The sequence below is a fragment of the Azospirillum sp. FG154 genome (assembly GCF_057809575.1).
In genome coordinates, this window is sequence record NZ_JBMDKF010000020.1 from 76,162 (window position 1) to 98,940 (window position 22,779).

The following is a 22,779-nucleotide window of genomic DNA, read 5'->3' on the forward strand; positions in this document are numbered from 1 at the left end:
CCTGAAAGCGAAGTAAAAGGTCTTCGCCTCGACAGTCGATTCTGGTCTCTCATATCGGGATATGGGATGTGAAGGGCGTTGGCGCAGGGAAAAGCTGTGGAAAGAAATGGTGCGTGAGGAGGCTTGTTTGATTTTGTCTGACGTCAATGGTCGGCATTGAATGGAGGCTGACATATCATTGCATGTCTGTGCATGAGGTTTGCGCATTTGATTTGCTCTTCGGGCGCAACACGCTATGATTGGGAAAGATTGGGGATGTCGCTCGTGCCCAGGTGGCGGTTGGATCGCGAAACAGCGCCGCACGCCAGAGCGAATGCAGGAATGACGGGCAGGAAGAGTGTTGGGATGGTGGCGTGTTTCAAAGGGTGGGAGCCGACGACGGGCGACGCGGTGGATGAGGATGTTCCCGCCGCCGACAACGCCCTGTCCTTCGTCGTCCGCGATGTGAACCGCGCCTTTGCCCGCGCGTTGCAGACCCGAATCGCCCGTTCCGGCGTCAGCATGGGGCAGTGGTTTTTCTTGCGCGCCCTGTGGGATGAGGATGGGCTGACCCAACGCGAACTCAGCCACCGCGTCGGCATGATGGAGCCGACGACGGTGACGGCGGTCAACGTCATGGAAAGCCAGGGGCTGGTTCAGCGGGTGCGCAACGTGTACGACCGCCGCAAAATGAACATCCACCTGACCGACAAGGGGCGGGCTTTGCGCGACACCATGATGCCCAGCGCGTCGGACATCGCTGAACTCGCCGTCGTTGGAATTCCACCAGATGAGGTCGCGCGCGCCATCGCCGTGCTGCGGCAGGTCGGCGCGAATTTAAACGCCGCCGCTCAAGGGCGGGATGACGAGGTTGATTTTTAGGCCGTTGATTTTTAGGCGCGATGACGCCATTCGCATCATGACCGTCGTTCATCATGGGGCGTTGAGGCGGTCGAGAAGCTGCCGCTTCGTCGCGGCGTCGATGGACGTCCATGGCGCGCCGAGAAGCGCCGCGTGCAGCGCCCACAGCGCGTTCAAACTGACGCGCTGCGGAGAGGCCATGCGCAAACGGCGGTAGGCTTCGACCGCTCCGATGGCGCGCAGCGCGTGGACGTCATGGATGCCGATGTCCGCCAGCAACGCGGTTGTTTTGGGGCCAACGCCGGGCAAGGAGAGCGGGGAAGGGCCGTTCGCCATGCTGTTCAATCGTCAAGGTCGGGCGGCGGCGGCAGGCTGGCGCCGGTGAGGTTGGCCCCGGTGAAACGGGTGTCGCGGATGTTGGCGTCGCTGAGAATGGCGCCGGTGAGGTTGGCGTCGGAGAAATCGCAATCCGACAGATTGGCCCCGCGCAGATTGGTGCGCACGCAGGAGGCGCCGTTCAGGGTGCAACCGGTCAGGTTGGCGGCCCACAAACGCCCGGTTGGCTTTCCATCCGGCCCTTTGATGTCCACCCAGCCGATCCCGGCCCCGTCGAGGCGGGCGCCTTGCAGATTGGTTCCGCGCAGATTGGCCCCGTCCAGGATGGCGCCGGTGAAGTCCGCGCCGCTGAGAACGGCGTCGGAAATGTCGCACATGATGAGCAGGCATTCGCGCATTTTGGCGCCGGTCAGGTTGGCCTGCTTCAGATTGGCCCCGGACAGATTCACCCCCGACAGATCAATGTGGGTCATGTCCGCGCCCGCCAGATCGGCGCGCGAACCCATGGCGCCGCTGGTGTTGATCCATGTGTAATGATTGTGCAGAGCCTGCTGGATCTGCACCGAGAAATTTTCCGCTGAGCGGGCGAGGTTGGCGCCGGTGGTGTCGGCCCCGGCCAGATCGGCGCCCTCCAGCTTGGCGCCTTGCAAGTCGGCGTTGCGCAAATTGGCCCCGGCCAGCATGGCGCCCGACAGATTGGCGTTGCGCAGAACCGCGCCTTGCAGATTGACGCCGGACAGATTGCTGCCGCGCAGGTCGGCGTTGGTCAGGTTGCAGCTTTTCATCACGGCGCGCATCAGGGTGGCGCCGGTCAGCAGCGCGCCTTCGCAATCGGCGCCGTTCATCGTCGCGTCGGTCAGGTCGGCGCCGGACATGTTGGCATTGCTCAACGACGCGTCGTCGAAATCGCTGCCGGACAGGTCGGAACGAATGAAGTCTACGCCCTTGCCGCCTTTTCCGCCGCCGCTGTAAAGCAGGGCGCCGCCGCGCAAGTCGGCTTCTTTCAGGATCGCGCGTTTCAGCTTGGCTCCGCGCATGTGGGCGCCGCGCAAATCGGCGCGGTAGAGGTTGCAGCCCGACAGGTCGGCCTTGGTCAGGTGGGCGGCGAACAGATCGGCGTTGCTGAGATTGGCGTTGCTGAGGTCGCAATGGGACAAGTTGGCCCCAGACAATTTGCCCTGGGTCAGATCGACGCCCGACAGGTTGGAGCCTTCCATGTTCGCCATGGTCAGATTGGCGCGCGAACCGCCGGTTCGTTTCTTCAGCCAGCGCTCGTGCTTTTCAAGAATGGCGACCAACTCATGTGGCGTCATCGACTCGCGTCCACTGTCATGGGCTTTTGTCCGTCGCGCAACGACAGGCCGACCGGACGAAAGCGCTGTTGTCCAAGCGATAGACCAGTGTCTTAAAATAATCTATGCCAAAGGTTAAGAGCCATTGGGTATAGCCCTTGGGATTGCGGGAAACCCGCTTGACACGCTCTCGTCAGACCATCGGAATGGTTGTTCGGCGAGCCTGGGTGTCAAGGATCCGTTTGAAAAGGACGTCAAGAATGGTCGGTGGGCACACGGTTGCGGCGTTCGACGCCGAATTGACGGCTCTGCACGCGGCGATCGACCGCATGGCGGAGTTGGTGGAACGGCAATTGGCGGACGCGCTGGACGCTCTGACCACGGCTGACGTCGACAAGGCGACTCAGGTCATTGGCGGCGACGCCGCCATCGACCGGTTGGAGATGGAGATTGAGGCGATGGCCATCCGCCTGCTGGCCCTGCGCCAGCCGATGGCCAAGGATCTGCGCGACATCGTGGCGGCGCTGAAAATCGCGTCGAACCTGGAACGAATGGGCGATTTCGCCGGGTCGGTCGCCAAGCGGGCGGTGACGCTGGCCGGTTTGCCAAGCTTGCCGCCGGTCGGCTCGCTCAGTTGGATGGGGCGGACGGTGCTGAGCATGGTCGGCGACATGCGCCGCGCCTACGCCGAGCAGGACGTCGCTTTGGCCACCGTCATTCGTGACCGGGATGGCGAGGTGGACGCGGCTTACACCAGCCTGTTCCGCGAGTTTCTCACCTACATGATGGAAACCCCGGCGCAGATCACCGGCTGCACCCATCTGTTGTTCGCCGCGAAATCCATCGAGCGGATTGGCGACCACGCCACCAACGTGGCCGAAAACATCCTGTATCTCGTCAAAGGCCATCTGCCGACGGACGAGCGCCACAAGGAGGATCTCAGCAGCTTCGCCGTGGCGCTTCCACCCGTTCTTGAATCGTAACGATACCTTCAGAAGAACGATTGTTTCGATGACGCATGATCCGTTGTTGGGGCCGGATCCCGACGCCCTGCACCCGATTCCGGCCCATCCCCGCGTCATGTTCGCGCGCAATCTGCCGCTGCCGCCCAACGTCGAGATCGGCGCCTACAGCTATTACGACGATCCCGACGGGCCGGAGGCGTTCCAGCGCAACGTGCTCTACCATTACGCCTTCACCGGCGACCGGCTGCGCATCGGTCGTTTCTGCGCCATGGCCACCGGCACCCGCTTTCTGATGAACGGCGGCAACCACCGGCTGGCCGGGTTTTCGACCTACCCGTTTCTGATGCATGGTGGGGCCTGGGCTGGTCGGTACGAGGACGAAACGAATTTTCCAAGCCGGGGAGACACCGTTCTCGGCAACGATGTCTGGACCGGCTGGGACAGCCTGATCCTGCCCGGAATCACCATCGGCGATGGCGCGATCATCGGCGCGCGGGCGGTGGTCAGCCAGGACGTGCCGCCCTACGCCGTGGTGGTCGGCAATCCGGGCCGCGTCGTCCGCATGCGTTTCGATGACGAAACAATCAAGCGCTTGCAAGAGATCGCGTGGTGGAATTGGGACGCCGCCGCCATCACCCGGAACATCCCGGCCATCGCCAGCGGCGACATCGCGCGGTTGGAGGCGGCGGCGCGCTGACCAGACGCGCCGCGCTCCTGTAGCTGTCAGGAGGTTTGGCGCAGACGCTCCAGCAGCGCCTTGGTGGCGAAGCCGTCGGGAATCGCGCCGATGGAGCTTTGGAAACGCCGCACCGCGTTGCGGGTGTTGGCCCCGACGATGCCGTCGGCGGCGCCGGGTTCCAGCCCCAGCGTGGCGAGGCGCTGTTGCAGCTCCAACCGCTCGTCCTTGCTCAGCGCCGCTTCCTGGCGCGGCCAGCTTCCGACCACGCCCGCCCGCCCGGCCATGCGGTCGGCCAGCAGAGCCACGGCCAGCGCGTAGCTGGTTGACGGGTTGTAACGCATGATGGCGCGGAAGTTCTCGCGCACCAGAAAGGCCGGTCCCTGATGCCCGGCCAGCACGATGATCGCCGCCGGAGCCTCGCCGCTCAATGTCCCGCCATCCACCGGAACCACGCCCAGCCGCGCCCATTCCGACAGCGGTTTGGTCACGGTCAGTTCCGCTTGCTCATAGGCGAAGCCCTCGGGCAAGCGGACCTCCTGCCCCCAGGATTCGCCGGAGCGCCAGCCGTTGGCCAGCACGAATTTGGCGGTGGAGGCCAGAACGTCGGGCATGCTGCCCCAGATGTCGCGGTGGCCGTCGCCGTCCTCGTCCACCGCGTGCTTCAGGAAGATGGTGGGCATGAACTGGGTCTGGCCCATGGCCCCGGCCCAGGAGCCGGACATTTTTTCCGGCGGAATGTCGCCGGAATCGAGAATACGCAGGGCGGCCAGCAGCTCGGTGCGGAAATAGGCGGCGCGGCGACCCTCATAGGCCAGCGTGGTCAAGGCGTCGATCACCGAGAAACCGCCGGTGGACGCGCCGAAATCGGTTTCGATCCCCCAGAAGGCGACCAGGATTTCCGGCGGCACGCCTGTCCGCTGGCTGACGCGGGTCAGCAGCGCCGCGTTCTCGCGCATTTTCTGCCGCCCGGCCTGGACGCGCTTTTCATTCACCGCGCTGTCGAGATACTGCCACACTTGCCGGGCAAACTCGGGCTGGCTCGAATCCAGCTCCAGAACGCGGTCGGACAGCTTGACCGACTGGAAGGCCCGGTCAAAAATCGGTCCCCGGATCCCCTGGCTGAGCGCCTCGGCGCGCAGGGCGTTCAGCCAGTCGGCGAAGCTCTGTTGCGCCATCGCCTGCCCGGCGGCGGACGCCGGAGCGGCGACGCTGGCGGGGGCCGGGGCGGTCGCGCCGCTGGTCTGGCACCCGGTCAGCAGCAGCGTGCCCAGCAGCAGGCGGGCGGAGGGGCGGAGCAGGGGCAGGGGGCGGGGCAGCATGGGCGTGCGCTCGATCATGGTCGCAGGGACGATGATCTGACCCTAGGGCGCGCGGCTGTCCGGCTCAACTGGAAAGCGGAATCGGTTTGCGGGCGGGGAATCGGGGAAAACCCGCCGCTTGCGGCTCGATCCGAACAGGCCATATCAGATTGATGGCGTTCGCGCCGCCGTGTTGCCGGGTCGTTGCCGGGTCATTGATGTCGGGAGGGTGACGCCGCCATGAAGATTGTGATCCTGGGCCTGAGCAGCGGCCACGGCCATGACGTCGGCCACAGCCTGCGCTGGCGCGCGCTGATCCTGGCGCTGGCGTCGCGTGGCCATCGGGTGGTGGCGGTGGAGCGGGTCGGCCCGCCCCCCGCCTCGGCCCCCGCCCCGACGCCTGCCTGGACCATTCCGGGCGGCGAGCGGCTGACCTACGCCGCGTGGGACGCGGTGGCCGTCGCGGCGGCCCACCACGCCGACGACGCGGGGGTGGTGCTGGCCGTGGCGCAGGGGCCGGACGGGTTGGCGGCGGCGGGGCTGGCGCGCGAGTCGCGGGCGGCCCGCCGGGCGCTGTACGACCCCGACGCGGCGGCGTCGCTGAGCGCGCTGGCGCGCGGCGAAACGCCGGACCATCTGCCCGCCGACGGTCTGGGCGGCTTCGATCTGGTGCTGGCGTCAGGCGGCGGCCCGGCCCTGGAGCTGTATCGCCAGCGGGCGGGCGCGGTCGCCGTGGCCCCCCTCCACCCCTGGATCGCGCCGGACGGCCACAAGCCCGCCGCCGCCAAGCACGCCTATCTGGCCGATCTCTGCTGCGTCGTGCCGCCGGACGGCGCGGCGCGGCTGGGGCTGGAGCGCTTTTTCCTGGACGCGGCGCAGCGCTTGACCCGCCGCCGCTTCATCCTGTCCGGGCGCGATCTGCCCGACCCGCTGACCCTGCCGCCCAACGTTCGCACCCTTCCCGAACTGGACGCGGCGGAGCGCGCCGCCCTTCAGGCCTCCGCCACCGTCACGCTGGCGCTGGCCCGCGACGACGAACGGGACGTCGGCTGGTGCCCGTCCGACCGTCTGCTGGAGGCGGCGGCCAGCGGCGTTCCCATCGTGTCCGACCGTTGGGATGGTCTGGACCGCTTTTTCGAGCCGGGACGCGAGATTCTGGCGGCGTCGCAAACCGACGACGTGACCACGGCGCTGATGCTGCCGCGCAACCATCTGGCCGATCTGGGCCAACGCGCCCGGCAACGGGCACTGTCCGAACACAGCGCCGAACGCCGCGCCCAGGAACTGCGCGGCCTTCTGGACCTGAAGGGCGGCGGCGACGATTGATGGGGTTCAGACACGGCCTGAACACCAATGGGTTTCCACCATTGGCAACTTAATGGTCGGTTTGTCTGCAACGTCTCCAAGACTCTGGAGCATCAATGTTCGGGTGTTGCCCGGTCCAGTTGATGCATGCCAGCAGACAGTATTTGGCCAAAGCCTCGGCCCGCTCACGTTCAGGCTCCCAATCATGGAAAGGCTTGCTGTCTGGTCTGCCATTTTTGTCTCTACGTCCGTGTATTATTGCATTGCGAGCGTGATCGTAAATTTCAATAACAGTTTGTTCGATTGTTTTGTTTTCTATGCCAAAGAGTTTTTTATTGGCGTCAATGCCAATTTGAAACTTGATTAAATTTTTGATATCACCCTTACCTTCACCTGAAACTAGGCAATCCAACGACATTGCAAAATTGCTGACTGAAATTACATCTGATTCCTCCCGACAAGCTTGGTGAAACCATAGCAAGGCATGGGCCAGCGCGTGGGTCGTCTTCGGGCGGCTAGGAGGTCTACAGATGTCTGCGATATAATTTAATAACTCGCCGATCACGCGGAAATAACAATCGAAATCGCTTTGAAGTTTATCCCATTCATTTCCATTCAACCTCTGTCCATTTGGTGCGTGGGATTTGCGGCTTCCAAAAGAAGCAACTGGACCATCTTGGAAGGTAAGCTCGTGCAGGATGCGAACAACGCGATCTTCCACCAAGTTCATTTTGCTCAAAACTTGTGATGTTCGCTCCCACAGCAGCGCGATGGCGGTCAGGGCCAGCCGCGCGGTGGTTCGTGCCTGACGTTGACCGAAGTTATGCGTCATGCCGTTGGTGCTGACACTGCAAACAAACGAAGCCTCGCTGGTTAGGCTCAGTATTGTTTCTTCCTGATGGCTATCGACGGAGCCTTTGCGCTTACGCGGCGTTTGCCCTTCCCAAGCGCGGAGGACACGGCGTCGCGTCAAGCTTGAAATGCCACCTTCTGTAAATTTGCGCTCAAGCCAGTCCTGTCGTGTCTCGAAACGGACCGGGCCGATGCAGAAAGGGCGCGGAGTGACGCCCTCAAACAATGTGCAACCGAAAGCGAACTCGAAGTGGCCGGTTTTCGACTTGTTTAGGGACAGTGAAGACCTAACGGATTTCAGGACGTCGTCAGCGGTAACGTCCAGGTCAGTGTTTGGGGCGCAGGCGTCCAGGGCGTATGCTACACTTTGACGAACCAAATTCAGCCATTCGCGATTGCCGACTGATCGATCATCTTTACCTATACAATCGGCAAGACGACGAACTACTGCAAGCATTTTTGAGTCGAATAGGATTTCTTGGCCCGACGGGCCGCGAATCATCCCTGGCCATGACAAGCCCCCCAACTCGTCCAGGTAAGGGTTTGGCAAAGACTGTCGATGTCGGTGCTGTACGATAATTGTTCGGATATAGTTGAGAGCGTTCATAAAAATCCTCGGCATACGTATAGAGAATCAGGGGCGGCCTCTATTCTGAAAGTTCTAACTGACATTCTCCATATGAGCGATCCATCGCATCTTATCGACAACAAGTTTACCTCGCCCGCGAATCAACCAGAAGGAGCAATGTTTTCCCTTGGAGCAGAGAGGTGGCAAATCCATGCTTATCCCCCCTCAATCCGCCCCTTCGCCTTGATCGGCGGCGGGGTGGGCGGGTATCGTCCGGGGCTTTGGTCATTGGGGAGACGCGCGGCGATGCCGACTGTTGTCATTCGTCCGGCTGTCGAGGCCGACAGTTCCGTCATCATGCGCTTTGTCCGCGAATTGGCGGAGTTTGAGCGGGAACCGCAGTCGGTGAAGTCGTCGGAGGAGGATTTGCGCCGCGACGGGTGGGGCGAGACGCCGATGTTCGAGGCGTTGATCGCGGAGTTGGACGGGGAGGCGGTGGGATTCGCCCTGACCTCGCGCACCTATTCGACGTGGGAGGGGCGGCCGGGTCTGTTTGTCGAGGATCTTTACGTCACCCCCGACGCCCGCCGCTATGGCGTGGGGCGCAAGCTTTTGGCGGCCATCGCCCGGCGGGCGGTGGAGCGCGGCTATCGCCGGGTTGATCTGAATGTGTTGGATTGGAATCCGGCGCGCGGTTTTTACGACCGGATCGGCTTTCGCCAGTTGCAGGAATGGTTGCCCTACCGCCTGACCGGCGACGGTCTGGCCGCGCTGGCGGCGGAGACGGCGTAGGGCCATCCAAACCGGCGGCCAAACCGGCGGCGCACCCTTCCGACGCGGCGCGTTTCAGGCGGCTTGGCGCTTGGCGCGGTCGGCGCGGGCCAGGGCGCGGGCGATCACATCCTCGAACAGGGCGCCGACCGGCTGTTGGGCGGAGTCTTGATCCTGCGCGCGGTTGGCGGTTCGTCCGCCCGCCATCCGGTTCAACCCACCGGCCAGCGGCGGGCCTTCCATCCAGACGGAGCCTTCCTCGCCGGGGCCGATCACGCGCCAACCGCAGCTTTTCAATTCGGCGACGCGGGCGCGGGCGATCAGCGCGCGATCCTGGTCCAGAGTGAACTCTCCCATTCGACTCTCCCATGGCCATGCGGACATGACGGAAACGCTACGCCCTTCCCATAGTCTCGACAAGAACAAAAATAGAACAAAATTCGCTTTTCGCCCGATGCGCCTTGCCGGACGAGTGGGCTGGGGAAAGACAGCGCGGAACGCGGCGCTCTCGAAGCGCTGGCGACCGATGTTTGCGGGCTGATCGGCATGGCCGCCTGAGCACGCGCCCGGAAAGCATGGTTGGACCCGGATGACGGCGCTGGGGTAGTGTGGAGTCGAATCCTCGTCTCCCCTTCGGATGCTCCACGCGATGAAAAAACGTTCGGTGATGATCGCCGGTCATCCCACCAGCGTCTCGTTGGAAGAGGAGTTCTGGGAGGCGTTGAAGGGCGTCGCCCAGACGCGCGGGCTGTCGGTGAACGCGCTGATCGAGGACATCGACCGGACGCGCACGGGCAATCTGTCCAGCGCCATCCGGGTTCATGTGCTGAACGCGTTGTTGAACCGGGCCTAACGGCTGGACAGGCGCGGCTTTGATCGGTAGATGGGCGGCTTCCGTCCGGGATCCTTTGTCTTTGACCATCCGTTTGTGAGTGCCGCCCTGTGCCGTCCGATCTCGCGCCGCTCGATGTGATCGCCTTTGTCTGGTTCCTTGCGTCCTGGGTCGGCTTCACGATCATTCAGGATCATCTGCTGCGCGGGCGGCAGGGGGTGAATCAGCATTTGAAAATCGTGCGCCGTCATTGGATGGAGCAGATGCTGCAACGCGAAAACCGCATCATGGATTCGCAGCTCTTCGGCCACACCATGCACAGTTGCACCTTTTTCGCCTCCACCAACATGCTGGTGCTGGCCGGGCTGGTCGGATCCTTTGGCGCCATCGAGCACGCGCATGATCTGGTCTCCGGCCTGTCGTTCACGGCGAAAACGTCGCGGCAGATTTTTGAATACAAGCTGCTGTTGATGGTCGGGATCTTCACCTTCGGCTTTTTCAAATTCACCTGGGCCTTGCGCCAATACAATTACTGTTGCGCGTTGATCGGCTCCGCCCCCGCCGCGCCGGTGCCCCATGACGTGATGACGGTCATGGCGGCGGCCATCGGCGACGCGCTGACCCTGGCCGTCACCTCGCTGAACGGGGGGATGCGGTCTTATTACTTCGCGCTGGCGGTGCTGGCCTGGGTGGTCGGGCCGCTGTCCTTCATGCTGGCGACGACGGGCATCATTGTTGTGCTGACGCGTCGTCAAGTGTTCTCCGCGACCGAGAAGGTCATTCGGATTCAAACCGACCGTTTGGAACAAACTTCCTTAAAAAAACAACAATAATAGGTCAAATACCCTCGATTTCAGACCGACCAAACGCGTATCCTCTGACCCATAGGTCATATGGGGTATCCCGTATTGCAGGGGCGTGATTGCCGCCAACAGCGGCGTCAAGGGTTGGTTTCGGGGGAACGTTATGAGCATCAAAGCGAGCGCCGCGTGGGACGTCATGTCCATTTTGGACGAGGCTGAGGACATGCTGAATCGGCTGCGGTTGTATGATGGTCGGGTGACGACGGACGCGTTCGCGGAAAAGCGCGCGGCGCTGAACGAGGCTCGCGAACGGTTGGAACTGGCGCGCGCGCTGGCGTGACCGGCTGAGGTCAGCTTTTCCAGACGACCTTGCCGCCGCCGCGCACCTTCGACCAATCCTTGGCGAAATAGGCGAAATCGCGGGACGGACGGCTGAACAGGAACCCCTGGGCCAGCGGCACGTTCAAATCGGCCAGCAACTGGGCGTGCGCCGCCTCTTCCACCTGCTCGCCGATCAAGGTCAGGCCAAGCTGGCGGCAAACGTCGGTCATCGAGCGCAGCATCGCCATGTCGCGCGGGTTTTCCACCGCGCCGCGCACGAATTTTCCGTCGATCTTGGCGTAATCGGCCTGAATGCCGTAAAGCGACTGGAAAGACGTCGATCCGGCTCCGACATCGTCCAGGCAAATCCGATAGCCGACCGCGCGCAGCTTTTGCAGAACCTCGTTCAGCTTGGCGATGTCGTTGACGACGACGGTCTCCGTCACCTCGATCAGCAGCTTTTTGTTGAGGTCGCCATAGGGTTCGACGACGGACTGGAACTGGTTGAGGAAGATCGGACTCATCAGCGTCTTGGCCGACAGGTTGATGGCGACGTCCGGCAGTCTCGGTTCCTTGCGGAAGGCCTTCAGCGTGTCCAGCACCGTCTGCGTCAGCAGCAGGTCGAAGTCGTAGATCAGCCCGACATCCTCGGCGAAGGTGATGAAGTCGGCGGGGGAACTCATCCCCTCCACCCGAGTCAGCGCCTCCAGATGGTGGACCGCCTGGGTTTCCAGATCGACGATGGGCTGATAGACGACGAAGAAGTCTTTCTTTTCGATGGTGGCGCGCAGGCGACCGATGCGTTCCACCGCGTCGGACATCATGCGGTTGGCCCCATCCTCCAGGCTGGAGATGGTGAATTCGCCGCCTTGGGCCGAGGCGAAGGCCTGCACGGTGTAGACCAGCGCGCGGGCGGCGTCGGCGGCGCCCAGCGTGTCGTCGGTCATGTCCAGGGTCCAGGATCGGATGCCGCCGGGCAACGCCCCGCCCGCCGCCTGTATGATCTGGGCGATGTGGCCCTGCACCTCGCGCCCGTCGATGTCGGCGGCGTGGACGATGCCGTAACGGTCGCCGCCCAACTGCCCGGCGCTGTCGCCGTCGGCGGAGATGCCGCGCAGATAGGCGTCGATGCCCTCCTTGACCTCTTCCGCCGCGCCTTCCGGCAGGGCTTCGACCATCGACTGCAAGCCTTCGACCAGCAGAAGGGTCAGGCCATGGTCCAGCCCCTTTTCCCGCGCGTTGAGGATGCGCTCTTCCAGGATGTTGCTGAAGCTGTGCTCGTCCAGCAACTCGCCCGCTGGGGTCGCTCCGACGCTGCTGCGCGGGCCGGACGCCAGAAGCACGGTCAAAAACAACGAGCCGGGGCAGGAATCAAGGCGGCAGCCGCCCAGCAAGGCGGGGAATTTCTGACCGTCGATCGCCTGGAAGATGACGCGGGCCGGTTTGATCCGCGCCTTTTCCTGGATGCGGTCGAACAGGACATGGACGTATTTGCGGTCGCTGGGGGACACCACGTCGAGAATGTTGGTGCCGACCAGCCCGCCGACGTCGCCCTTGGTCAGGCGGCACCGGGCGCCGGCGGAAAACAGGATGGTTCCCATGCTGTCGGTTTCGATCAGCAGATCGGCGGCGGCGAAGGCGAAGCCGACAAAACGGTCACGGTCCCGACTGGACTGCGGACGACGTTCCCCGGCTGTGCTGGCCGGGGTTTTCCGCATCGCCGTGTCCTGCGCCAGAGTCATCGGAGCCTAACTTAAAATTTGAAATAAAGTTTAGCGACTTTCACCATTTTCTGTCGAAGAGTAGCGGAGTTCGGCAAGGGTTGAAAGCCGCATGATTTTGCTCCGCCATCCGTCATAGGTCAGGGTGGATTTTGCGGGCGCGTTTGGGAAGCGTCGCGGCTCAACGCAGGACGCGCGGCCCGTGCGGCTTTCCAATCATGAGGTTTTGGGAAACAACCGGGTGACGTGGCCCATCTTGCGACCGGGCCGCGCCTCGGCCTTGCCATAGAGGTGCAGGCGCGCGCCGGGTTCGGCCAGCAGGGCGGGCCAGCGCAACGCGTCGTCGCCGATCAGGTTGGTCATTTCAGCGTCGGCGACTCGCTCGACCGATCCCAGCGGCAGACCGCAAACGGCGCGGACCAACTGTTCAAACTGGGAGGAGGCGCAGGCGTCCATCGTCCAATGGCCGGAATTGTGCGGGCGCGGGGCCATTTCATTGACCAGAACGCCGCCGTCGGGGGTGACGAACAGCTCCACCGCCAGAACGCCGATGAGGTCCAGCGCCTCGGCGATGCGGCGGGCGACCCGTTCGGCCTCGGCCAGAGTCGCGGGGGCGATCTTGGCGGGGGCGATGGTGACGTCGAGGATGCCGTCCTTGTGGCGGTTCTCCACCGCTGGATAGGCCGCCATCACGCCGTCGCCGCCGCGCGCGACAATCACCGAGACCTCGCAGGCGAAGGTGACGAAGCCTTCGACGATGGCCGCGCTGGTGTTGATCGAGTCCCACGCCTGAGCCGGATCGACGGTGGAGTCGATGCGCGCCTGCCCCTTGCCGTCATAGCCAAGCCGGGTGGATTTCAGGACGCAGCGCGGCCCGATTTCCGCCACCGCCGCCGCGACCTCGGCGGCGCTGTGGGCGGCGCGCCAGGGGGCGGTGCCGATGCCCAAACCATTGACGAAGGATTTCTCCGCCACCCGGTCTTGCGCCACCGCCAGCACGTTCGGCCCCGGATTGACCGTGGCGAAGCGGCGCAGATGCTCGACCGTGGCGACCGGGACATTTTCCCATTCCAGAGTCACCGTGTCGACCGACCGGGCGAATCGCTCCAACGCGTCCAGATCGTCCCAATCGGCGACGGTGGCGGCGGCGCTGACCTGGGCGGCGGGGCTGTCGGCGGCGTCGGGCGCGTAGACATGCGTCTTGTAGCCAAGCTGGGCCGCCGCCAGGGCCGTCATCCGGCCAAGTTGACCGGCGCCCAGCATGCCGATGGTCGCGCCGGGCGCCAGGGTGGGAATGCGGCTCATCGTCTTCAACTCTCTGTGTCTGGCCCAGCTCAGGCGGGGGGTTCAGGCGGGGAGTCAGGCGGGGGCGTCCACCGGCTCTTCGGCGACGGCGGCGGTCTGGCGCGCGCGCCACGCGTCCAGCGCGTCTTCGACCGCCGGATCCATCAGGGCGATGATCGACCCGGCCAGCAGGGCGGCGTTGATCGCGCCCGCCTTGCCAATGGCCAGCGTGCCGACGGGAATGCCGCCCGGCATCTGGACGATGGACATCAGACTGTCCATGCCCTTCATCGCGTGGCTTTCGACCGGAACGCCCAGAACCGGCAGCAGCGTCATGGCGGCGACCATGCCCGGCAGATGGGCTGCCCCGCCCGCCCCGGCGATCACCACCTTCAGCCCGCGCGCCTGCGCCGTGGTGGCGTATTCCACCATCCGGGCCGGGGTGCGGTGGGCCGACACGATGCGGACCTCGTGGGGAACGCCAAGCGTGGTCAAGGTTTCGGCGGCGTGCTTCATGGTGGTCCAGTCCGATTGACTGCCCATGATGATGCCGACCAGCGGCGAACCGTTCGGGGTGCTGTTCTGGGATTCGGCGGACACGGCGGGGCGCTTTCCACAAGGTCAGGAAAGCGGCGGATTATAGGAAGAGTGAGGCCGGAGTCCAGTGGATCGCGGTCTTTCCCCGCGCCCCGCCGCAAGAAGGCGGCAAAAGACCGAGTCTTGCGCTGCGACAATCCGATCCTTTCGCGCGTGGGCGGGCGGGCCTATGCTGTCGGTCATCGTCGATTGACGCCTTTTCGCACCGGATTTCCGACCATGACCGACGCGGCCCCTTCCATTCCGGCCCATCACCCCATGTCCACCGATCAAACGGCGCCCGATCAAACCGCCGAGGAGCGCCGCGACATCCGAACCGCCATGGCGGAAGAGCGGATGGCGACGCTGGGCATTGACGAGGCGTCCATCGAGACGCTGGTCCGTCGCTTTTACGGCAAGATCATGGATGATGACGTTCTGGGGCCGATCTTTGGCCGCGCCATCGCCGATTGGGAGCCGCATCTGCGCAAGATGATGGATTTCTGGTCGTCCATCGCCCTGCTGACCCAGCGTTATGACGGGCGACCGATGCCGGTCCACATCCAGTTGCGCCTGGAACCGCCGCATTTCGAGCGGTGGCTGGGCCTGTTCCGGGAAACCGCCAACGAGCTGTTTCCCGGCGAGGGCGCGGCCTTTTTGATCGGCAAGGCGGAAAACATCGCCCGCAGCTTTCAGATGGGCATCCAGTTTTTCACCGTGCCGAAAAAGCCGGAAGCCTGAGACGGCGAGGAAGCGCGCCGCGTCGCGACGACGCGGCGTTCAGGCGATAATGTCGGGCAGAAGGCGGCTTTCCAGAACCAGGATTTGGTCCTTCAGCATCAGCTTGCGCTTTTTCATCCGCTGCAATTGAAGCTGGTCATAGGGCGCGCGTTCGACCAAGCGAGCGATGACGTCGTCCAAATCGCGGTGCTCGCTGCGCAGGGATGCCAGCTTGTCGTTTAAGATCTCTTGCTCGCTCATTGCGTCCGTTACGACTGCTTGGTGGTGATCGCGGTGGATCCGTGGCGCCGCCTGGCTCGGCGCGCGGGACTATATCAGATTTCCGGCAAAGCGGCAGCGCGAAACCGGCAATCGTGTCCAGCGGTTATCGTTCCGTGACGCCGCGCGCGCTTGCCCCTTCGCCGTTTGCGGGAAACGCCGGTTCCGGTAACATGGGACCGCGTGCGACAAACAACCCAAATGGGACGGAATCCCCCAATGAACGCCACCTCGACAGCCGGTAAGCGCATCGGCATTCTCACCAGCGGCGGCGATTGCGCCGGGTTGAACGCGGTCATTCGCGCGGTGGTCCATCGGGCCGCCGGTTATGGCTGGCAGGTTCTGGGCATCAAGGAGGGGACGCAGGGGCTGCTGCACCGGCCCGTCCAATATGTCCCGCTTGATCTGGCGAACGTCGACGGCACGATGATGCGCCAGGGTGGCACGATCCTTGGCACCACCAACCGGGGCGATCCCTTCGCCTATCCGATGGCCGACGGCGCGCTGAAGGACCGTTCCGACGAGATCATCGGCGGCTATCACGAGCTTGGCCTGGACGCCTTGATCGGCATTGGCGGCGATGGCAGCTTCGCCATTCTCCACAAGCTGGCCCAGAAGGGCGGCTTTCCCATGGTCGGCGTGCCGAAGACCATCGACAACGACCTGGGCATGACCGAGGTGTCGGTCGGTTACGACACCGCCGTCGCCGTGGCGGTCGAGGCGTTGGACCGTTTGCAGCCGACCGCCGCCAGCCACCAGCGCGTCATGGTGTTGGAGGTGATGGGCCGCGACGCCGGGCACATCGCGCTGGCCGCCGGGATCGCCGGTGGGGCCGACGTGATCCTGATTCCAGAGATCCCCTATTCCATCGAACGCATCGCCGCGAAGATTCAAGAGGTCCGGGCGACGGGCCGCAACTTCGCCCTGGTCGTGGTGTCCGAAGCGGTCAAGACTCTGGAGGGATCCGGGGTGAAGAAGCTGCTTCAGGGCGGTGAAAAACGTTACGGCGGCATCGGCGACTACATCGGCGAGAAGATCGCCGACGCCACCGGGGCGGAAACCCGCGTCACCGTTCTGGGCCATGTCCAGCGCGGCAGCATGCCCAGCCCGCGCGACCGTCTGGTCGCCTCGGCCTTTGGCGTGCACGCGGTGGATTTGATCGCCGAGGGCAAGTTCGACCGCATGGTCGCCTGGTCCAATCGCGGCGTCATCGACGTGCCGATCACCGACGCCATCGCGCGCTATTCCTGCGTCGAGCTGGACAGCGCCCTGGTCAAGACGGCGCGCGGCCTCAGCATCAGCTTTGGCGATTGATGGGCGCCAACCCCTTCTGGGAATTTTCCTTGGCCGTCTATGGGCGGCCAGGGGTTCCCGCCGCCTGCGTGGCCTTGCAGGATCGTCATGGTCTTGACGTCAACGTCCTGCTGTTCGCCGCCTGGGCGGGAATGGCGTGCGGCGTCGCGCTGTCGGCGGAGCGGTTGGCGGCGGTCGATTCGGCCATCGCCGCGTGGCGGCAAGAGGTGGTGCGCCCGCTGCGCGCGGTGCGCCGTCGGGTCAAGACCGAGGATGACGCGCTTTACCAGCGGATGAAGGCGGTCGAGTTGGAGGCGGAGCGCATCCAGCAAGACCGCTTGTTCGCCCTTGGCGGGCTGACGCCGCAGCCCGGCGGGAATGTGGGCATGGCGGCGGCGAACATGGCCTTGCTGGCGCCGGGCGGCGACCCGCTGCTGGATGTTCTGGCGGCGGCGCTGGTGGGCTGAAATCAGCGGTTCAGAATCAAGCTGTCGGGGTTTTGTTCGAGGTCGGACACCAGAAAGGCCTTGCCGACATAGAAGGCGCTGCATCGCTTGCCACTGACCAACCGCGTCAAGGAGGCTTCCCATTCACGCCCCTTGGGGCCGACGATGCGCAGCTTCAACTGATCGACCAGCGGGTAAATCTTATAGGGATCCAGGACGATGGCCTCGCTGGCGGGGCCGGTGAACATCGCTTGGTTGAGCGTCATCGTCTTGCCGTTCACTTCCAGCGACACATCTTGCGCCCATGGACAACTGTTGGATTTCGCGCCTTCGTTGGCCAATGCCGGGGCGGAGACGGAAAGCGAAATCAAAGACACAAAAAGAGTCAACGCCGACACAAAATGTCGGATAAAGCGTGCGATCATACCCGGCAAAGTCCACGTCTTGCGTTTGAACATGTTTCTCTGACCAATCATGATGCCGGATGTTAGCGATGCGCCGTAATCCTGACCACTCAGGGCCGCTCCGAACACGCAACTTAGACGGTTCGGACAAGAGAAAGGCATGATCGTTTGCTGGGACTGCCTCGACAATCCCGCAAGACAACCTCTGACATTCTGTCGCAGGGTTTGGTTGCGCGGCGCTGGGGTGAGAATCCCCCGGTCCGCTGGATGGTCGGTCGGTCGCGCGCTCTATTCCATCAACACGAACATCTTGGTGGTCATGTCCAATCCCCACAGCTCGCCGCTGCCCAGATCGAACCACCAGCCGTGCAGATTGAGCGTGCGCTGCTCAACCCGCTCGCGCACGAACGGGAAGGTCATCAGATTGTCGACCGAGGTGCGAACCACGGCGCGTTCGGCCACGCTTGGCCAATGGTCGGCCCCTTCGCTGTCCTTCACATTGCTGGCGGTTTGGTCGATGTAAGGGTCGAGCGCCGATCCGGCGATCGACACCCAGGGGGACACGAAATCATCCTTTGGGATCTCACCGTTGCGCAAACGGATCAGCCCCTGGATGCCGCCGCATTGGGAATGGCCCATGACGATGATTTCGGAAACCCCCAACACGCGGACGGCGTATTCGATGGCGGCGGATGTGCCGTGATAGCTGCCGTCGGGCTGATAGGGCGGCACCAGATTGGCGACGTTGCGAACCATGAACAGCTCGCCCGGTTCCGACTGAGTCAGCAGCGCCGGATCGACGCGGCTGTCGGAACAGCCGATCATCAGGATTTCTGGATGCTGCCCTTCCGCGACCAATTGCCGCATGCTGTCCGGGCGACGTTCGTAATAGCGTGCGCGAAAGCCTTTGACGCCAGCCAGAAGTTGACGAATTGGTTGACTTCTTTCGCGTGACGGCATGGGTCGCTCTGCCTCTCGTCCGGTGGACCGGCGCGACGCCGACCCAGCTTGCCTTGGTATAGCGGCATTCCCGGCGCAGTCCAAGCCGCCTGTTGCTGTGCGGTATGACCAGGAGAAGGGTTGCTGGTCAGTCGATTGCGCGTGTCGCGGTCGGTTCGCCCCATCGGCGCAGGTTTCCCGCGTCCAATCCAAAAAGGTCAAGGACTCGACCAACCGAATGGTCGATCAAATCGTCAATGGTCTTGGGTTTGGCGTAAAAGGCCGGGACCGGCGGGGCGATGATCGCGCCCATTTCGGCCAGCGCGGTCATGGTGCGCAGATGCCCCAGATGCAGCGGGGTTTCCCGGACCATCAGCACCAGCCGCCGCCGCTCCTTCAACGTCACGTCGGCGGCGCGGGTCAGCAGGGTGGAGGTGACGCCGCTGGCGATTTCGCTCATCGTGCGGACGGAGCAGGGGACGACCATCATCCCCAAGGTGCGGAAACTGCCGCTGGAAATGGCCGCGCCAATGTCGGCGACGGCGTAATTGACGTCGGCCAGCGCCCGCAACTCGGCGACCTTCATCGACGTTTCATGCGCCAGAGTCACTTCAGCGGATCGGCTGACGACAAGGTGCGATTCAACGCCGACGCGCCGCAGGGTGGTCAGGGCGCGGATGCCGAGCGCCACGCCCGAGGCGCCGCTGATGCCGACGACGAGACGGGGGGGAGTGGTCATGACGGCGGATGTCCCAAAGCATCCCCCTTGTCAAGAAAGGGGGATGCGGTGTGCGTCATCGCGGCGGGCGGGGCGACGGGTCAGTCGTCGTCGCGCTCGCCATAAGGGGCGCCCTGCTCGTCGTCGCCATAGCCCTCTTCCTGCTCCTGCGGGGGCAGGGGGGTGCCGCCGCGACGGATGGCCAGGGCCAGAGCCTCTTCCAACTCGCGTTGCGTGCACAGGCCCAGCAGGACCGGGTTGCGCGTCTTGATGTTGGCGGCGTTCCAATGGGTGCGTTCGCGCACGGCGGCGATGGTCGGCTTGGTCGTGCCGATCAGGCGGCAGGTCTGGGCGTCCGACAATTCCGGGTGTTGCTTCAGCAGCCAGGCGATGGCGTCGGGCTTGTCGCCGCGCTTGGTGATCGGCGTGTAGCGCGGCCCCTTGGAGCGCGCCGCCACCTGCGGCAGATCGACGACCAGAAGCTTCAGGCGCAAAGCCTCGTTCTTCTCGCACCGCTCGATCTCGGTCTTGGTCAACTGACCGTTGACGATGGGGTCGAGGCCGACCATGCCGACGGCCACCTCGCCATCGGCGATGGCCTGGACTTCCAGCGAATGCAGACCGCAGAACGCGGCGATCTGCTCGAAGGACAAGGACGTGTTCTCGACCAGCCAAACGGCTGTCGCTTTCGGCATCAAGGGCAGCGCCATCATCCCTCCTGACAACTCTCATCCGATCGCGCCCGCTGGCGTGGGGCGCGATCAGTCTTTTCTTTCTGGGCGGAATCGCGACCGACGCCGCTCCGGCGAAGGGGCGGTCATCGGGTCGTGCAAGCATGCTTGCGCAGGCTCACCGGGAAATCCCGGTCGCCCACGCCCTTCTGCTACCCCGTCTTGCCCGGTCAAGGCAAGCCCGTCAACGGGTTGAGCGGCCACAAAAGGGCAAAAATCGCATCACGGCGTGACGGTCAGCACGATTTTGCCGATGTGGGCGCTGCTTTCCATCAGACGATGGGCCGCGTCGGCCTGTTCCAACGGGAACGTCGCGTGGATCAGCGGCTTGAGCGGGCTGGCGCCGAACAGTGGCCAAACCGTTTCGCGCAAGGCGCTGGCGATTCGACCTTTTTCCGCCACCGGGCGGGCGCGCAGCGTCGATCCGGTCAGAGTCAGCCGCTTCATCATCACCGGGGCCATGTTCAACGTCACCGTGGATCCTTGCAGAAAGGCGATGGAGACGTGCCGCCCGTCCATCGCCATGATCTCGATGTCGCGGGCGATGTAATCGCCGCCGACCATGTCCAGCACCACGTCCACGCCGCGCCCGCCGGTGGCCTCGCGGATCACGGCGGTGAAATCCTCGGTCTTGTAATTGATGGCGCGGTCGGCCCCCAGGGCGACGCAGGCGGCGCATTTCTCGGCGCTGCCCGCTGTGGCGAAAACCGTGGCGCCGAACGCCTTGGCCAACTGGATCGCCGTGGTGCCGATGCCGCTCGACCCGCCATGGATCAGCAGGCTTTCGCCGGGCTTCAGCCCGCCGCGCTCAAACACGTTGGTCCAGACGGTGAAGAAGGTTTCGGGAACCGCCGCCGCCTCGATCAACGACAGGCCCGCCGGGATGGGCAGGGCCTGCGCCGCCGGGACCGTGCAATATTCGGCGTAGCCGCCCCCCGCCACCAGCGCGCACAGCCGGTCGCCGACGGTCCAGCCGGAAACGTCCGCGCCCATGGCGACCACCGTGCCGGACAACTCCAGCCCCGGCAGGTCGCTGGCGCCCGGCGGCGGGTTGTAGAGGCCCCGGCGTTGCAGGGTGTCCGGTCGGTTCACCCCGGCGGCGGCGACCGCGACCAGCAACTCGCCCGGTCCGGGGATGGGCAGGGGGCGTTGGGCGGGGCGCAGAACCTCCGGCCCGCCGGGTTCGGTGATGGCGACGCAGCGCATGTGGTCCGGCAGAGCGAGGCTCATGCTGTTTCCCCAATAGGATTCGTTGGAGGCGATAGGTAGATTTGCCGGACCCGCCTGACAAGGCGGCGCGACCAAAAGGGGAGGGGGAGCGGCCATGACCTTCAAGGACGAGTTTGCCGATCTGGAGCCGCGCGCGGCCAAACCGGCGCCCAAGGATCTGACGGTGTTGGGCGTGGCGGAGCTTCAGGCCTACATCGTCGGGCTGGAGGCGGAAATCGCCCGCGCCCGCGCCGCGATCGCGGCCAAGGAGGCGCAAAAATCCGCCGCCGAGGCTTTCTTCAAGAAACTGTGATCGGATTTTCCCAAGAAAAAAGCCCTTTTCCCGTTTGGGAAAAGGGCTTTTGACGTTTTGGGGGACGGTTCTTGTTTAGCGGGCGCGACCAACCAGATCGCGGTAGCAGTGCCAGGAGGCGTGACCGATCAGAGGCAGGGCCAAACCCAGCCCGAGAAAGCCCGTGACCATGCCCGCCGAGGTGAACAGCGCCACCAGGAAAGCCCAGACGATCATCGGACGAATGTTTTCACGAACCACGGCGATGCTGGTCGCCATCGCGGTGAAGACGTCGGTGTCGCGGTCAAGCAGCATCGGGATCGACACCACGGCGATGGAGAAGACGCCTGCCGCGATGACGGCGCCGAACATGGTGCCGGTCAGCAGGAAGGGGATGGTTTCCACCGAGAAGAAGATGCGGTCCACCAGTTGGTCGAAGGCGGGCGGTTCGGACGAGAAGAACAGGGCGAAAATCAGGAAGGCGACCCGGATCCAGGCCAGCACGGCCATCATCAAAACCAGCCCGATGCCGCTGATCTGCACGCCGTTGCGCCGATAGGCCAAGGCGACCTTCATCAAGGTCGGGCGTTCGCCCTGTTCCAGCAGGCGGCTGGTTTCATACAGGCCAACGGCGAACAGCGGCCCCAACAGCATGAAGCCTGCGGCCAGCGGCAAGATCAAATACTCCATCCCCTGCATCGCCAGACCGGCGACCAGAATGAAGCTGGAGATCACCGCCAACGCGCCAAAGCCAAAGCTGATGAGCGGCGCCGCCATCATGTCGCGCCATCCGGCGGCGAGCCAAACCCAGGGACGATCATTTTCGACCGCGCGAATCGGCGGAAGAAAGGCGGTGGACTGAGGCTGCTGTACCGAACCACGAAACGACGTCATGTCAACCATGAGTCGGCCCTCCCCCGAATGCCAGACGGCGCGCCCGATGGCGCCCATGGCCGAACTGTCACATGAGTTCGGCGAATGTGGCAAGGGCCAATTGTTCGGAGAGTCAATTGTACCACGAAAATAGGGGTTAATCCGAGTTCTGCTGTTGGTCTTTATGCCGTTCAGCTAGGCGGTTCGGCTGAAGCGCAGCGCGACTTCCCCGATTCGGCTTAATTCGGATCGTCGAGTTTCTTGCCGTCCAAAGCCTGACTTTTCCGCTCGGCCTCTTGGCGGTCGCGCTCCTTCTCGGCCTTGGTGCGACCGAATCGGATCCGATTCGCCTCCGCGTCTTTGGCGCGCTCGGCCCGATCACGGGCCTTGCGGAAACGGTTGAGGTTGACCACGTCGGCCATGGCGGCGTCT

General features: G+C 64.0%; 28 protein-coding genes. 12 read left to right on the plus strand and 16 right to left on the minus strand.

Annotation, left to right across the window (positions count from 1 at the left end):
* The first annotated feature begins 345 nt into the window (after nucleotides 1-345).
* Entirely contained in the window at nucleotides 346-861 is a 516-nt protein-coding gene (locus ACODS4_RS20525; protein WP_488866983.1) for a MarR family winged helix-turn-helix transcriptional regulator, read from the plus strand.
* 51 nt (nucleotides 862-912) lie between these two features.
* Here ACODS4_RS20525 and ACODS4_RS20530 read toward each other — a convergent pair whose 3' ends face one another.
* Both ACODS4_RS20530 and ACODS4_RS20535 read right to left on the minus strand, forming a co-directional pair.
* Complete coding sequence (locus tag ACODS4_RS20530) at nucleotides 913-1,176, minus strand: TfoX/Sxy family DNA transformation protein (protein WP_488866985.1); 264 nt, start codon at nucleotides 1,174-1,176, stop codon at nucleotides 913-915.
* A 5-nt stretch (nucleotides 1,177-1,181) separates the two neighbouring features.
* Nucleotides 1,182-2,489: a pentapeptide repeat-containing protein gene (locus tag ACODS4_RS20535; RefSeq protein ID WP_488866987.1), complete on the minus strand. Its 1,308-nt coding sequence runs from the start codon at nucleotides 2,487-2,489 to the stop codon at nucleotides 1,182-1,184.
* A 239-nt stretch (nucleotides 2,490-2,728) separates the two neighbouring features.
* On the opposite strand from ACODS4_RS20535, the gene phoU reads away from it, so the two are divergent.
* On the plus strand, nucleotides 2,729-3,451 hold the full coding sequence (phoU, locus tag ACODS4_RS20540; RefSeq protein WP_488866989.1) for a phosphate signaling complex protein PhoU: 723 nt from the start codon (nucleotides 2,729-2,731) through the stop codon (nucleotides 3,449-3,451).
* 28 nt (nucleotides 3,452-3,479) lie between these two features.
* Nucleotides 3,480-4,130: a CatB-related O-acetyltransferase gene (locus tag ACODS4_RS20545; RefSeq protein WP_488866991.1), complete on the plus strand. Its 651-nt coding sequence runs from the start codon at nucleotides 3,480-3,482 to the stop codon at nucleotides 4,128-4,130.
* A 26-nt stretch (nucleotides 4,131-4,156) separates the two neighbouring features.
* Here ACODS4_RS20545 and ACODS4_RS20550 read toward each other — a convergent pair whose 3' ends face one another.
* Nucleotides 4,157-5,431 (minus strand): lytic murein transglycosylase, encoded by a 1,275-nt coding sequence (locus tag ACODS4_RS20550; protein WP_488866993.1) that lies wholly within the window; start codon nucleotides 5,429-5,431, stop codon nucleotides 4,157-4,159.
* A gap of 219 nt (nucleotides 5,432-5,650) precedes the next feature.
* On the opposite strand from ACODS4_RS20550, the gene ACODS4_RS20555 reads away from it, so the two are divergent.
* Complete coding sequence (locus tag ACODS4_RS20555; protein WP_488866995.1) at nucleotides 5,651-6,736, plus strand: glycosyltransferase family protein; 1,086 nt, start codon at nucleotides 5,651-5,653, stop codon at nucleotides 6,734-6,736.
* A gap of 49 nt (nucleotides 6,737-6,785) precedes the next feature.
* On the opposite strand, the gene ACODS4_RS20560 is transcribed toward ACODS4_RS20555, so the two are convergent.
* Nucleotides 6,786-8,174 (minus strand): hypothetical protein, encoded by a 1,389-nt coding sequence (locus tag ACODS4_RS20560; protein WP_488866997.1) that lies wholly within the window; start codon nucleotides 8,172-8,174, stop codon nucleotides 6,786-6,788.
* Nucleotides 8,175-8,441: 267 nt separating this feature from the next.
* Here ACODS4_RS20560 and ACODS4_RS20565 point away from each other — a divergent pair, with 267 nt between their 5' ends.
* Nucleotides 8,442-8,927, plus strand: a complete 486-nt coding sequence (locus tag ACODS4_RS20565; RefSeq protein ID WP_488866999.1) for a GNAT family N-acetyltransferase — start codon at nucleotides 8,442-8,444, stop codon at nucleotides 8,925-8,927.
* Between the two features lie 54 nt (nucleotides 8,928-8,981).
* Here the strand turns inward: ACODS4_RS20565 and ACODS4_RS20570 are convergent, their stop codons facing one another.
* A complete protein-coding gene (locus tag ACODS4_RS20570; protein WP_488867001.1) occupies nucleotides 8,982-9,263 on the minus strand; it encodes a hypothetical protein in 282 nt (93 codons plus the stop codon).
* Nucleotides 9,264-9,555: 292 nt separating this feature from the next.
* On the opposite strand from ACODS4_RS20570, the gene ACODS4_RS20575 reads away from it, so the two are divergent.
* The 3 genes from ACODS4_RS20575 (at nucleotide 9,556) to ACODS4_RS20585 (ending at nucleotide 10,881) form a co-directional block, all read left to right on the plus strand.
* Nucleotides 9,556-9,759 (plus strand): ribbon-helix-helix domain-containing protein, encoded by a 204-nt coding sequence (locus ACODS4_RS20575; protein WP_488867003.1) that lies wholly within the window; start codon nucleotides 9,556-9,558, stop codon nucleotides 9,757-9,759.
* An 89-nt stretch (nucleotides 9,760-9,848) separates the two neighbouring features.
* A complete protein-coding gene (locus tag ACODS4_RS20580; protein WP_488867005.1) occupies nucleotides 9,849-10,571 on the plus strand; it encodes a DUF599 domain-containing protein in 723 nt (240 codons plus the stop codon).
* 133 nt (nucleotides 10,572-10,704) lie between these two features.
* Nucleotides 10,705-10,881 carry a hypothetical protein gene (locus ACODS4_RS20585; RefSeq protein ID WP_488867007.1) on the plus strand — a complete coding sequence of 59 codons (177 nt, stop codon included), beginning with the start codon at nucleotides 10,705-10,707 and terminating at the stop codon, nucleotides 10,879-10,881.
* A 10-nt stretch (nucleotides 10,882-10,891) separates the two neighbouring features.
* On the opposite strand, the gene ACODS4_RS20590 is transcribed toward ACODS4_RS20585, so the two are convergent.
* The 3 genes from ACODS4_RS20590 to purE all read right to left on the minus strand — a co-directional run bounded on the left by ACODS4_RS20590 (nucleotide 10,892) and on the right by purE (nucleotide 14,410).
* Nucleotides 10,892-12,604, minus strand: coding sequence for an EAL domain-containing protein (locus tag ACODS4_RS20590; RefSeq protein WP_488867009.1), 1,713 nt, complete (start codon nucleotides 12,602-12,604; stop codon nucleotides 10,892-10,894).
* Nucleotides 12,605-12,799: 195 nt separating this feature from the next.
* Nucleotides 12,800-13,888, minus strand: coding sequence for a 5-(carboxyamino)imidazole ribonucleotide synthase (locus ACODS4_RS20595; RefSeq protein WP_488867011.1), 1,089 nt, complete (start codon nucleotides 13,886-13,888; stop codon nucleotides 12,800-12,802).
* 54 nt (nucleotides 13,889-13,942) lie between these two features.
* Nucleotides 13,943-14,410, minus strand: coding sequence for a 5-(carboxyamino)imidazole ribonucleotide mutase (gene purE / locus ACODS4_RS20600; protein WP_298373848.1), 468 nt, complete (start codon nucleotides 14,408-14,410; stop codon nucleotides 13,943-13,945).
* A gap of 273 nt (nucleotides 14,411-14,683) precedes the next feature.
* Between purE and ACODS4_RS20605 the strand changes: the two genes are divergently transcribed.
* On the plus strand, nucleotides 14,684-15,184 hold the full coding sequence (locus ACODS4_RS20605) for a group III truncated hemoglobin (RefSeq protein WP_488867013.1): 501 nt from the start codon (nucleotides 14,684-14,686) through the stop codon (nucleotides 15,182-15,184).
* 39 nt (nucleotides 15,185-15,223) lie between these two features.
* On the opposite strand, the gene ACODS4_RS20610 is transcribed toward ACODS4_RS20605, so the two are convergent.
* Nucleotides 15,224-15,424 carry a YdcH family protein gene (locus ACODS4_RS20610; RefSeq protein ID WP_119830639.1) on the minus strand — a complete coding sequence of 67 codons (201 nt, stop codon included), beginning with the start codon at nucleotides 15,422-15,424 and terminating at the stop codon, nucleotides 15,224-15,226.
* Between the two features lie 237 nt (nucleotides 15,425-15,661).
* On the opposite strand from ACODS4_RS20610, the gene ACODS4_RS20615 reads away from it, so the two are divergent.
* Both ACODS4_RS20615 and ACODS4_RS20620 read left to right on the plus strand, forming a co-directional pair.
* Nucleotides 15,662-16,756, plus strand: a complete 1,095-nt coding sequence (locus ACODS4_RS20615; protein WP_488867016.1) for an ATP-dependent 6-phosphofructokinase — start codon at nucleotides 15,662-15,664, stop codon at nucleotides 16,754-16,756.
* Nucleotides 16,756-17,202 carry a TIGR02444 family protein gene (locus ACODS4_RS20620; RefSeq protein ID WP_488867017.1) on the plus strand — a complete coding sequence of 149 codons (447 nt, stop codon included), beginning with the start codon at nucleotides 16,756-16,758 and terminating at the stop codon, nucleotides 17,200-17,202. Before ACODS4_RS20615 ends, ACODS4_RS20620 begins: the two co-directional genes overlap by 1 nt.
* A gap of 2 nt (nucleotides 17,203-17,204) precedes the next feature.
* On the opposite strand, the gene ACODS4_RS20625 is transcribed toward ACODS4_RS20620, so the two are convergent.
* The 5 genes from ACODS4_RS20625 to ACODS4_RS20645 form a co-directional block, all read right to left on the minus strand.
* Nucleotides 17,205-17,639 (minus strand): hypothetical protein, encoded by a 435-nt coding sequence (locus ACODS4_RS20625; RefSeq protein WP_488867019.1) that lies wholly within the window; start codon nucleotides 17,637-17,639, stop codon nucleotides 17,205-17,207.
* A 234-nt stretch (nucleotides 17,640-17,873) separates the two neighbouring features.
* The gene (locus tag ACODS4_RS20630; RefSeq protein ID WP_488867021.1) at nucleotides 17,874-18,452 is read right to left on the minus strand and encodes a carbonic anhydrase; all 579 of its coding nucleotides are present in this window, start codon (nucleotides 18,450-18,452) and stop codon (nucleotides 17,874-17,876) included.
* A 220-nt stretch (nucleotides 18,453-18,672) separates the two neighbouring features.
* Nucleotides 18,673-19,263, minus strand: a complete 591-nt coding sequence (locus ACODS4_RS20635; RefSeq protein ID WP_488867023.1) for a UbiX family flavin prenyltransferase — start codon at nucleotides 19,261-19,263, stop codon at nucleotides 18,673-18,675.
* A gap of 80 nt (nucleotides 19,264-19,343) precedes the next feature.
* Complete coding sequence (locus ACODS4_RS20640; RefSeq protein ID WP_488867081.1) at nucleotides 19,344-19,952, minus strand: DUF1013 domain-containing protein; 609 nt, start codon at nucleotides 19,950-19,952, stop codon at nucleotides 19,344-19,346.
* A 243-nt stretch (nucleotides 19,953-20,195) separates the two neighbouring features.
* Complete coding sequence (locus tag ACODS4_RS20645; RefSeq protein WP_488867025.1) at nucleotides 20,196-21,203, minus strand: NAD(P)H-quinone oxidoreductase; 1,008 nt, start codon at nucleotides 21,201-21,203, stop codon at nucleotides 20,196-20,198.
* A 94-nt stretch (nucleotides 21,204-21,297) separates the two neighbouring features.
* Here ACODS4_RS20645 and ACODS4_RS20650 point away from each other — a divergent pair, with 94 nt between their 5' ends.
* Nucleotides 21,298-21,495, plus strand: a complete 198-nt coding sequence (locus ACODS4_RS20650) for a DUF1192 family protein (protein WP_488867027.1) — start codon at nucleotides 21,298-21,300, stop codon at nucleotides 21,493-21,495.
* Nucleotides 21,496-21,570: 75 nt separating this feature from the next.
* On the opposite strand, the gene ACODS4_RS20655 is transcribed toward ACODS4_RS20650, so the two are convergent.
* Both ACODS4_RS20655 and ACODS4_RS20660 read right to left on the minus strand, forming a co-directional pair.
* On the minus strand, nucleotides 21,571-22,377 hold the full coding sequence (locus tag ACODS4_RS20655; protein ID WP_488867029.1) for a DUF2189 domain-containing protein: 807 nt from the start codon (nucleotides 22,375-22,377) through the stop codon (nucleotides 21,571-21,573).
* 209 nt (nucleotides 22,378-22,586) lie between these two features.
* Nucleotides 22,587-22,769: a DUF4169 family protein gene (locus tag ACODS4_RS20660; RefSeq protein ID WP_488867031.1), complete on the minus strand. Its 183-nt coding sequence runs from the start codon at nucleotides 22,767-22,769 to the stop codon at nucleotides 22,587-22,589.
* Nucleotides 22,770-22,779: the final 10 nt, after the last annotated feature.

What these genes read in the sequence shown, in the direction of transcription:
- ACODS4_RS20660 (WP_488867031.1), bottom strand. Translation starts at nt 22,769, where the DNA reads ATGGCCGACGTGGTCAACCTCAACCGTTTCCGCAAGGCCCGTGATCGG.
- ACODS4_RS20620 (WP_488867017.1), top strand. Translation starts at nt 16,756, where the DNA reads ATGGGCGCCAACCCCTTCTGGGAATTTTCCTTGGCCGTCTATGGGCGG.
- ACODS4_RS20560 (WP_488866997.1), bottom strand. Translation starts at nt 8,174, where the DNA reads ATGAACGCTCTCAACTATATCCGAACAATTATCGTACAGCACCGACAT.
- ACODS4_RS20545 (WP_488866991.1), top strand. Translation starts at nt 3,480, where the DNA reads ATGACGCATGATCCGTTGTTGGGGCCGGATCCCGACGCCCTGCACCCG.
- ACODS4_RS20595 (WP_488867011.1), bottom strand. Translation starts at nt 13,888, where the DNA reads ATGAGCCGCATTCCCACCCTGGCGCCCGGCGCGACCATCGGCATGCTG.
- ACODS4_RS20630 (WP_488867021.1), bottom strand. Translation starts at nt 18,452, where the DNA reads ATGCGGCAATTGGTCGCGGAAGGGCAGCATCCAGAAATCCTGATGATC.
- ACODS4_RS20555 (WP_488866995.1), top strand. Translation starts at nt 5,651, where the DNA reads ATGAAGATTGTGATCCTGGGCCTGAGCAGCGGCCACGGCCATGACGTC.
- ACODS4_RS20655 (WP_488867029.1), bottom strand. Translation starts at nt 22,377, where the DNA reads ATGGTTGACATGACGTCGTTTCGTGGTTCGGTACAGCAGCCTCAGTCC.
- ACODS4_RS20550 (WP_488866993.1), bottom strand. Translation starts at nt 5,431, where the DNA reads ATGCTGCCCCGCCCCCTGCCCCTGCTCCGCCCCTCCGCCCGCCTGCTG.
- ACODS4_RS20525 (WP_488866983.1), top strand. Translation starts at nt 346, where the DNA reads ATGGTGGCGTGTTTCAAAGGGTGGGAGCCGACGACGGGCGACGCGGTG.
- ACODS4_RS20645 (WP_488867025.1), bottom strand. Translation starts at nt 21,203, where the DNA reads ATGAGCCTCGCTCTGCCGGACCACATGCGCTGCGTCGCCATCACCGAA.
- ACODS4_RS20650 (WP_488867027.1), top strand. Translation starts at nt 21,298, where the DNA reads ATGACCTTCAAGGACGAGTTTGCCGATCTGGAGCCGCGCGCGGCCAAA.
- ACODS4_RS20590 (WP_488867009.1), bottom strand. Translation starts at nt 12,604, where the DNA reads ATGACTCTGGCGCAGGACACGGCGATGCGGAAAACCCCGGCCAGCACA.
- ACODS4_RS20605 (WP_488867013.1), top strand. Translation starts at nt 14,684, where the DNA reads ATGACCGACGCGGCCCCTTCCATTCCGGCCCATCACCCCATGTCCACC.
- phoU (WP_488866989.1), top strand. Translation starts at nt 2,729, where the DNA reads ATGGTCGGTGGGCACACGGTTGCGGCGTTCGACGCCGAATTGACGGCT.
- ACODS4_RS20535 (WP_488866987.1), bottom strand. Translation starts at nt 2,489, where the DNA reads ATGACGCCACATGAGTTGGTCGCCATTCTTGAAAAGCACGAGCGCTGG.
- ACODS4_RS20640 (WP_488867081.1), bottom strand. Translation starts at nt 19,952, where the DNA reads ATGGCGCTGCCCTTGATGCCGAAAGCGACAGCCGTTTGGCTGGTCGAG.
- ACODS4_RS20635 (WP_488867023.1), bottom strand. Translation starts at nt 19,263, where the DNA reads ATGACCACTCCCCCCCGTCTCGTCGTCGGCATCAGCGGCGCCTCGGGC.
- ACODS4_RS20625 (WP_488867019.1), bottom strand. Translation starts at nt 17,639, where the DNA reads ATGTTCAAACGCAAGACGTGGACTTTGCCGGGTATGATCGCACGCTTT.
- purE (WP_298373848.1), bottom strand. Translation starts at nt 14,410, where the DNA reads ATGGGCAGTCAATCGGACTGGACCACCATGAAGCACGCCGCCGAAACC.
- ACODS4_RS20570 (WP_488867001.1), bottom strand. Translation starts at nt 9,263, where the DNA reads ATGGGAGAGTTCACTCTGGACCAGGATCGCGCGCTGATCGCCCGCGCC.
- ACODS4_RS20610 (WP_119830639.1), bottom strand. Translation starts at nt 15,424, where the DNA reads ATGAGCGAGCAAGAGATCTTAAACGACAAGCTGGCATCCCTGCGCAGC.
- ACODS4_RS20585 (WP_488867007.1), top strand. Translation starts at nt 10,705, where the DNA reads ATGAGCATCAAAGCGAGCGCCGCGTGGGACGTCATGTCCATTTTGGAC.
- ACODS4_RS20565 (WP_488866999.1), top strand. Translation starts at nt 8,442, where the DNA reads ATGCCGACTGTTGTCATTCGTCCGGCTGTCGAGGCCGACAGTTCCGTC.
- ACODS4_RS20530 (WP_488866985.1), bottom strand. Translation starts at nt 1,176, where the DNA reads ATGGCGAACGGCCCTTCCCCGCTCTCCTTGCCCGGCGTTGGCCCCAAA.
- ACODS4_RS20575 (WP_488867003.1), top strand. Translation starts at nt 9,556, where the DNA reads ATGAAAAAACGTTCGGTGATGATCGCCGGTCATCCCACCAGCGTCTCG.
- ACODS4_RS20615 (WP_488867016.1), top strand. Translation starts at nt 15,662, where the DNA reads ATGAACGCCACCTCGACAGCCGGTAAGCGCATCGGCATTCTCACCAGC.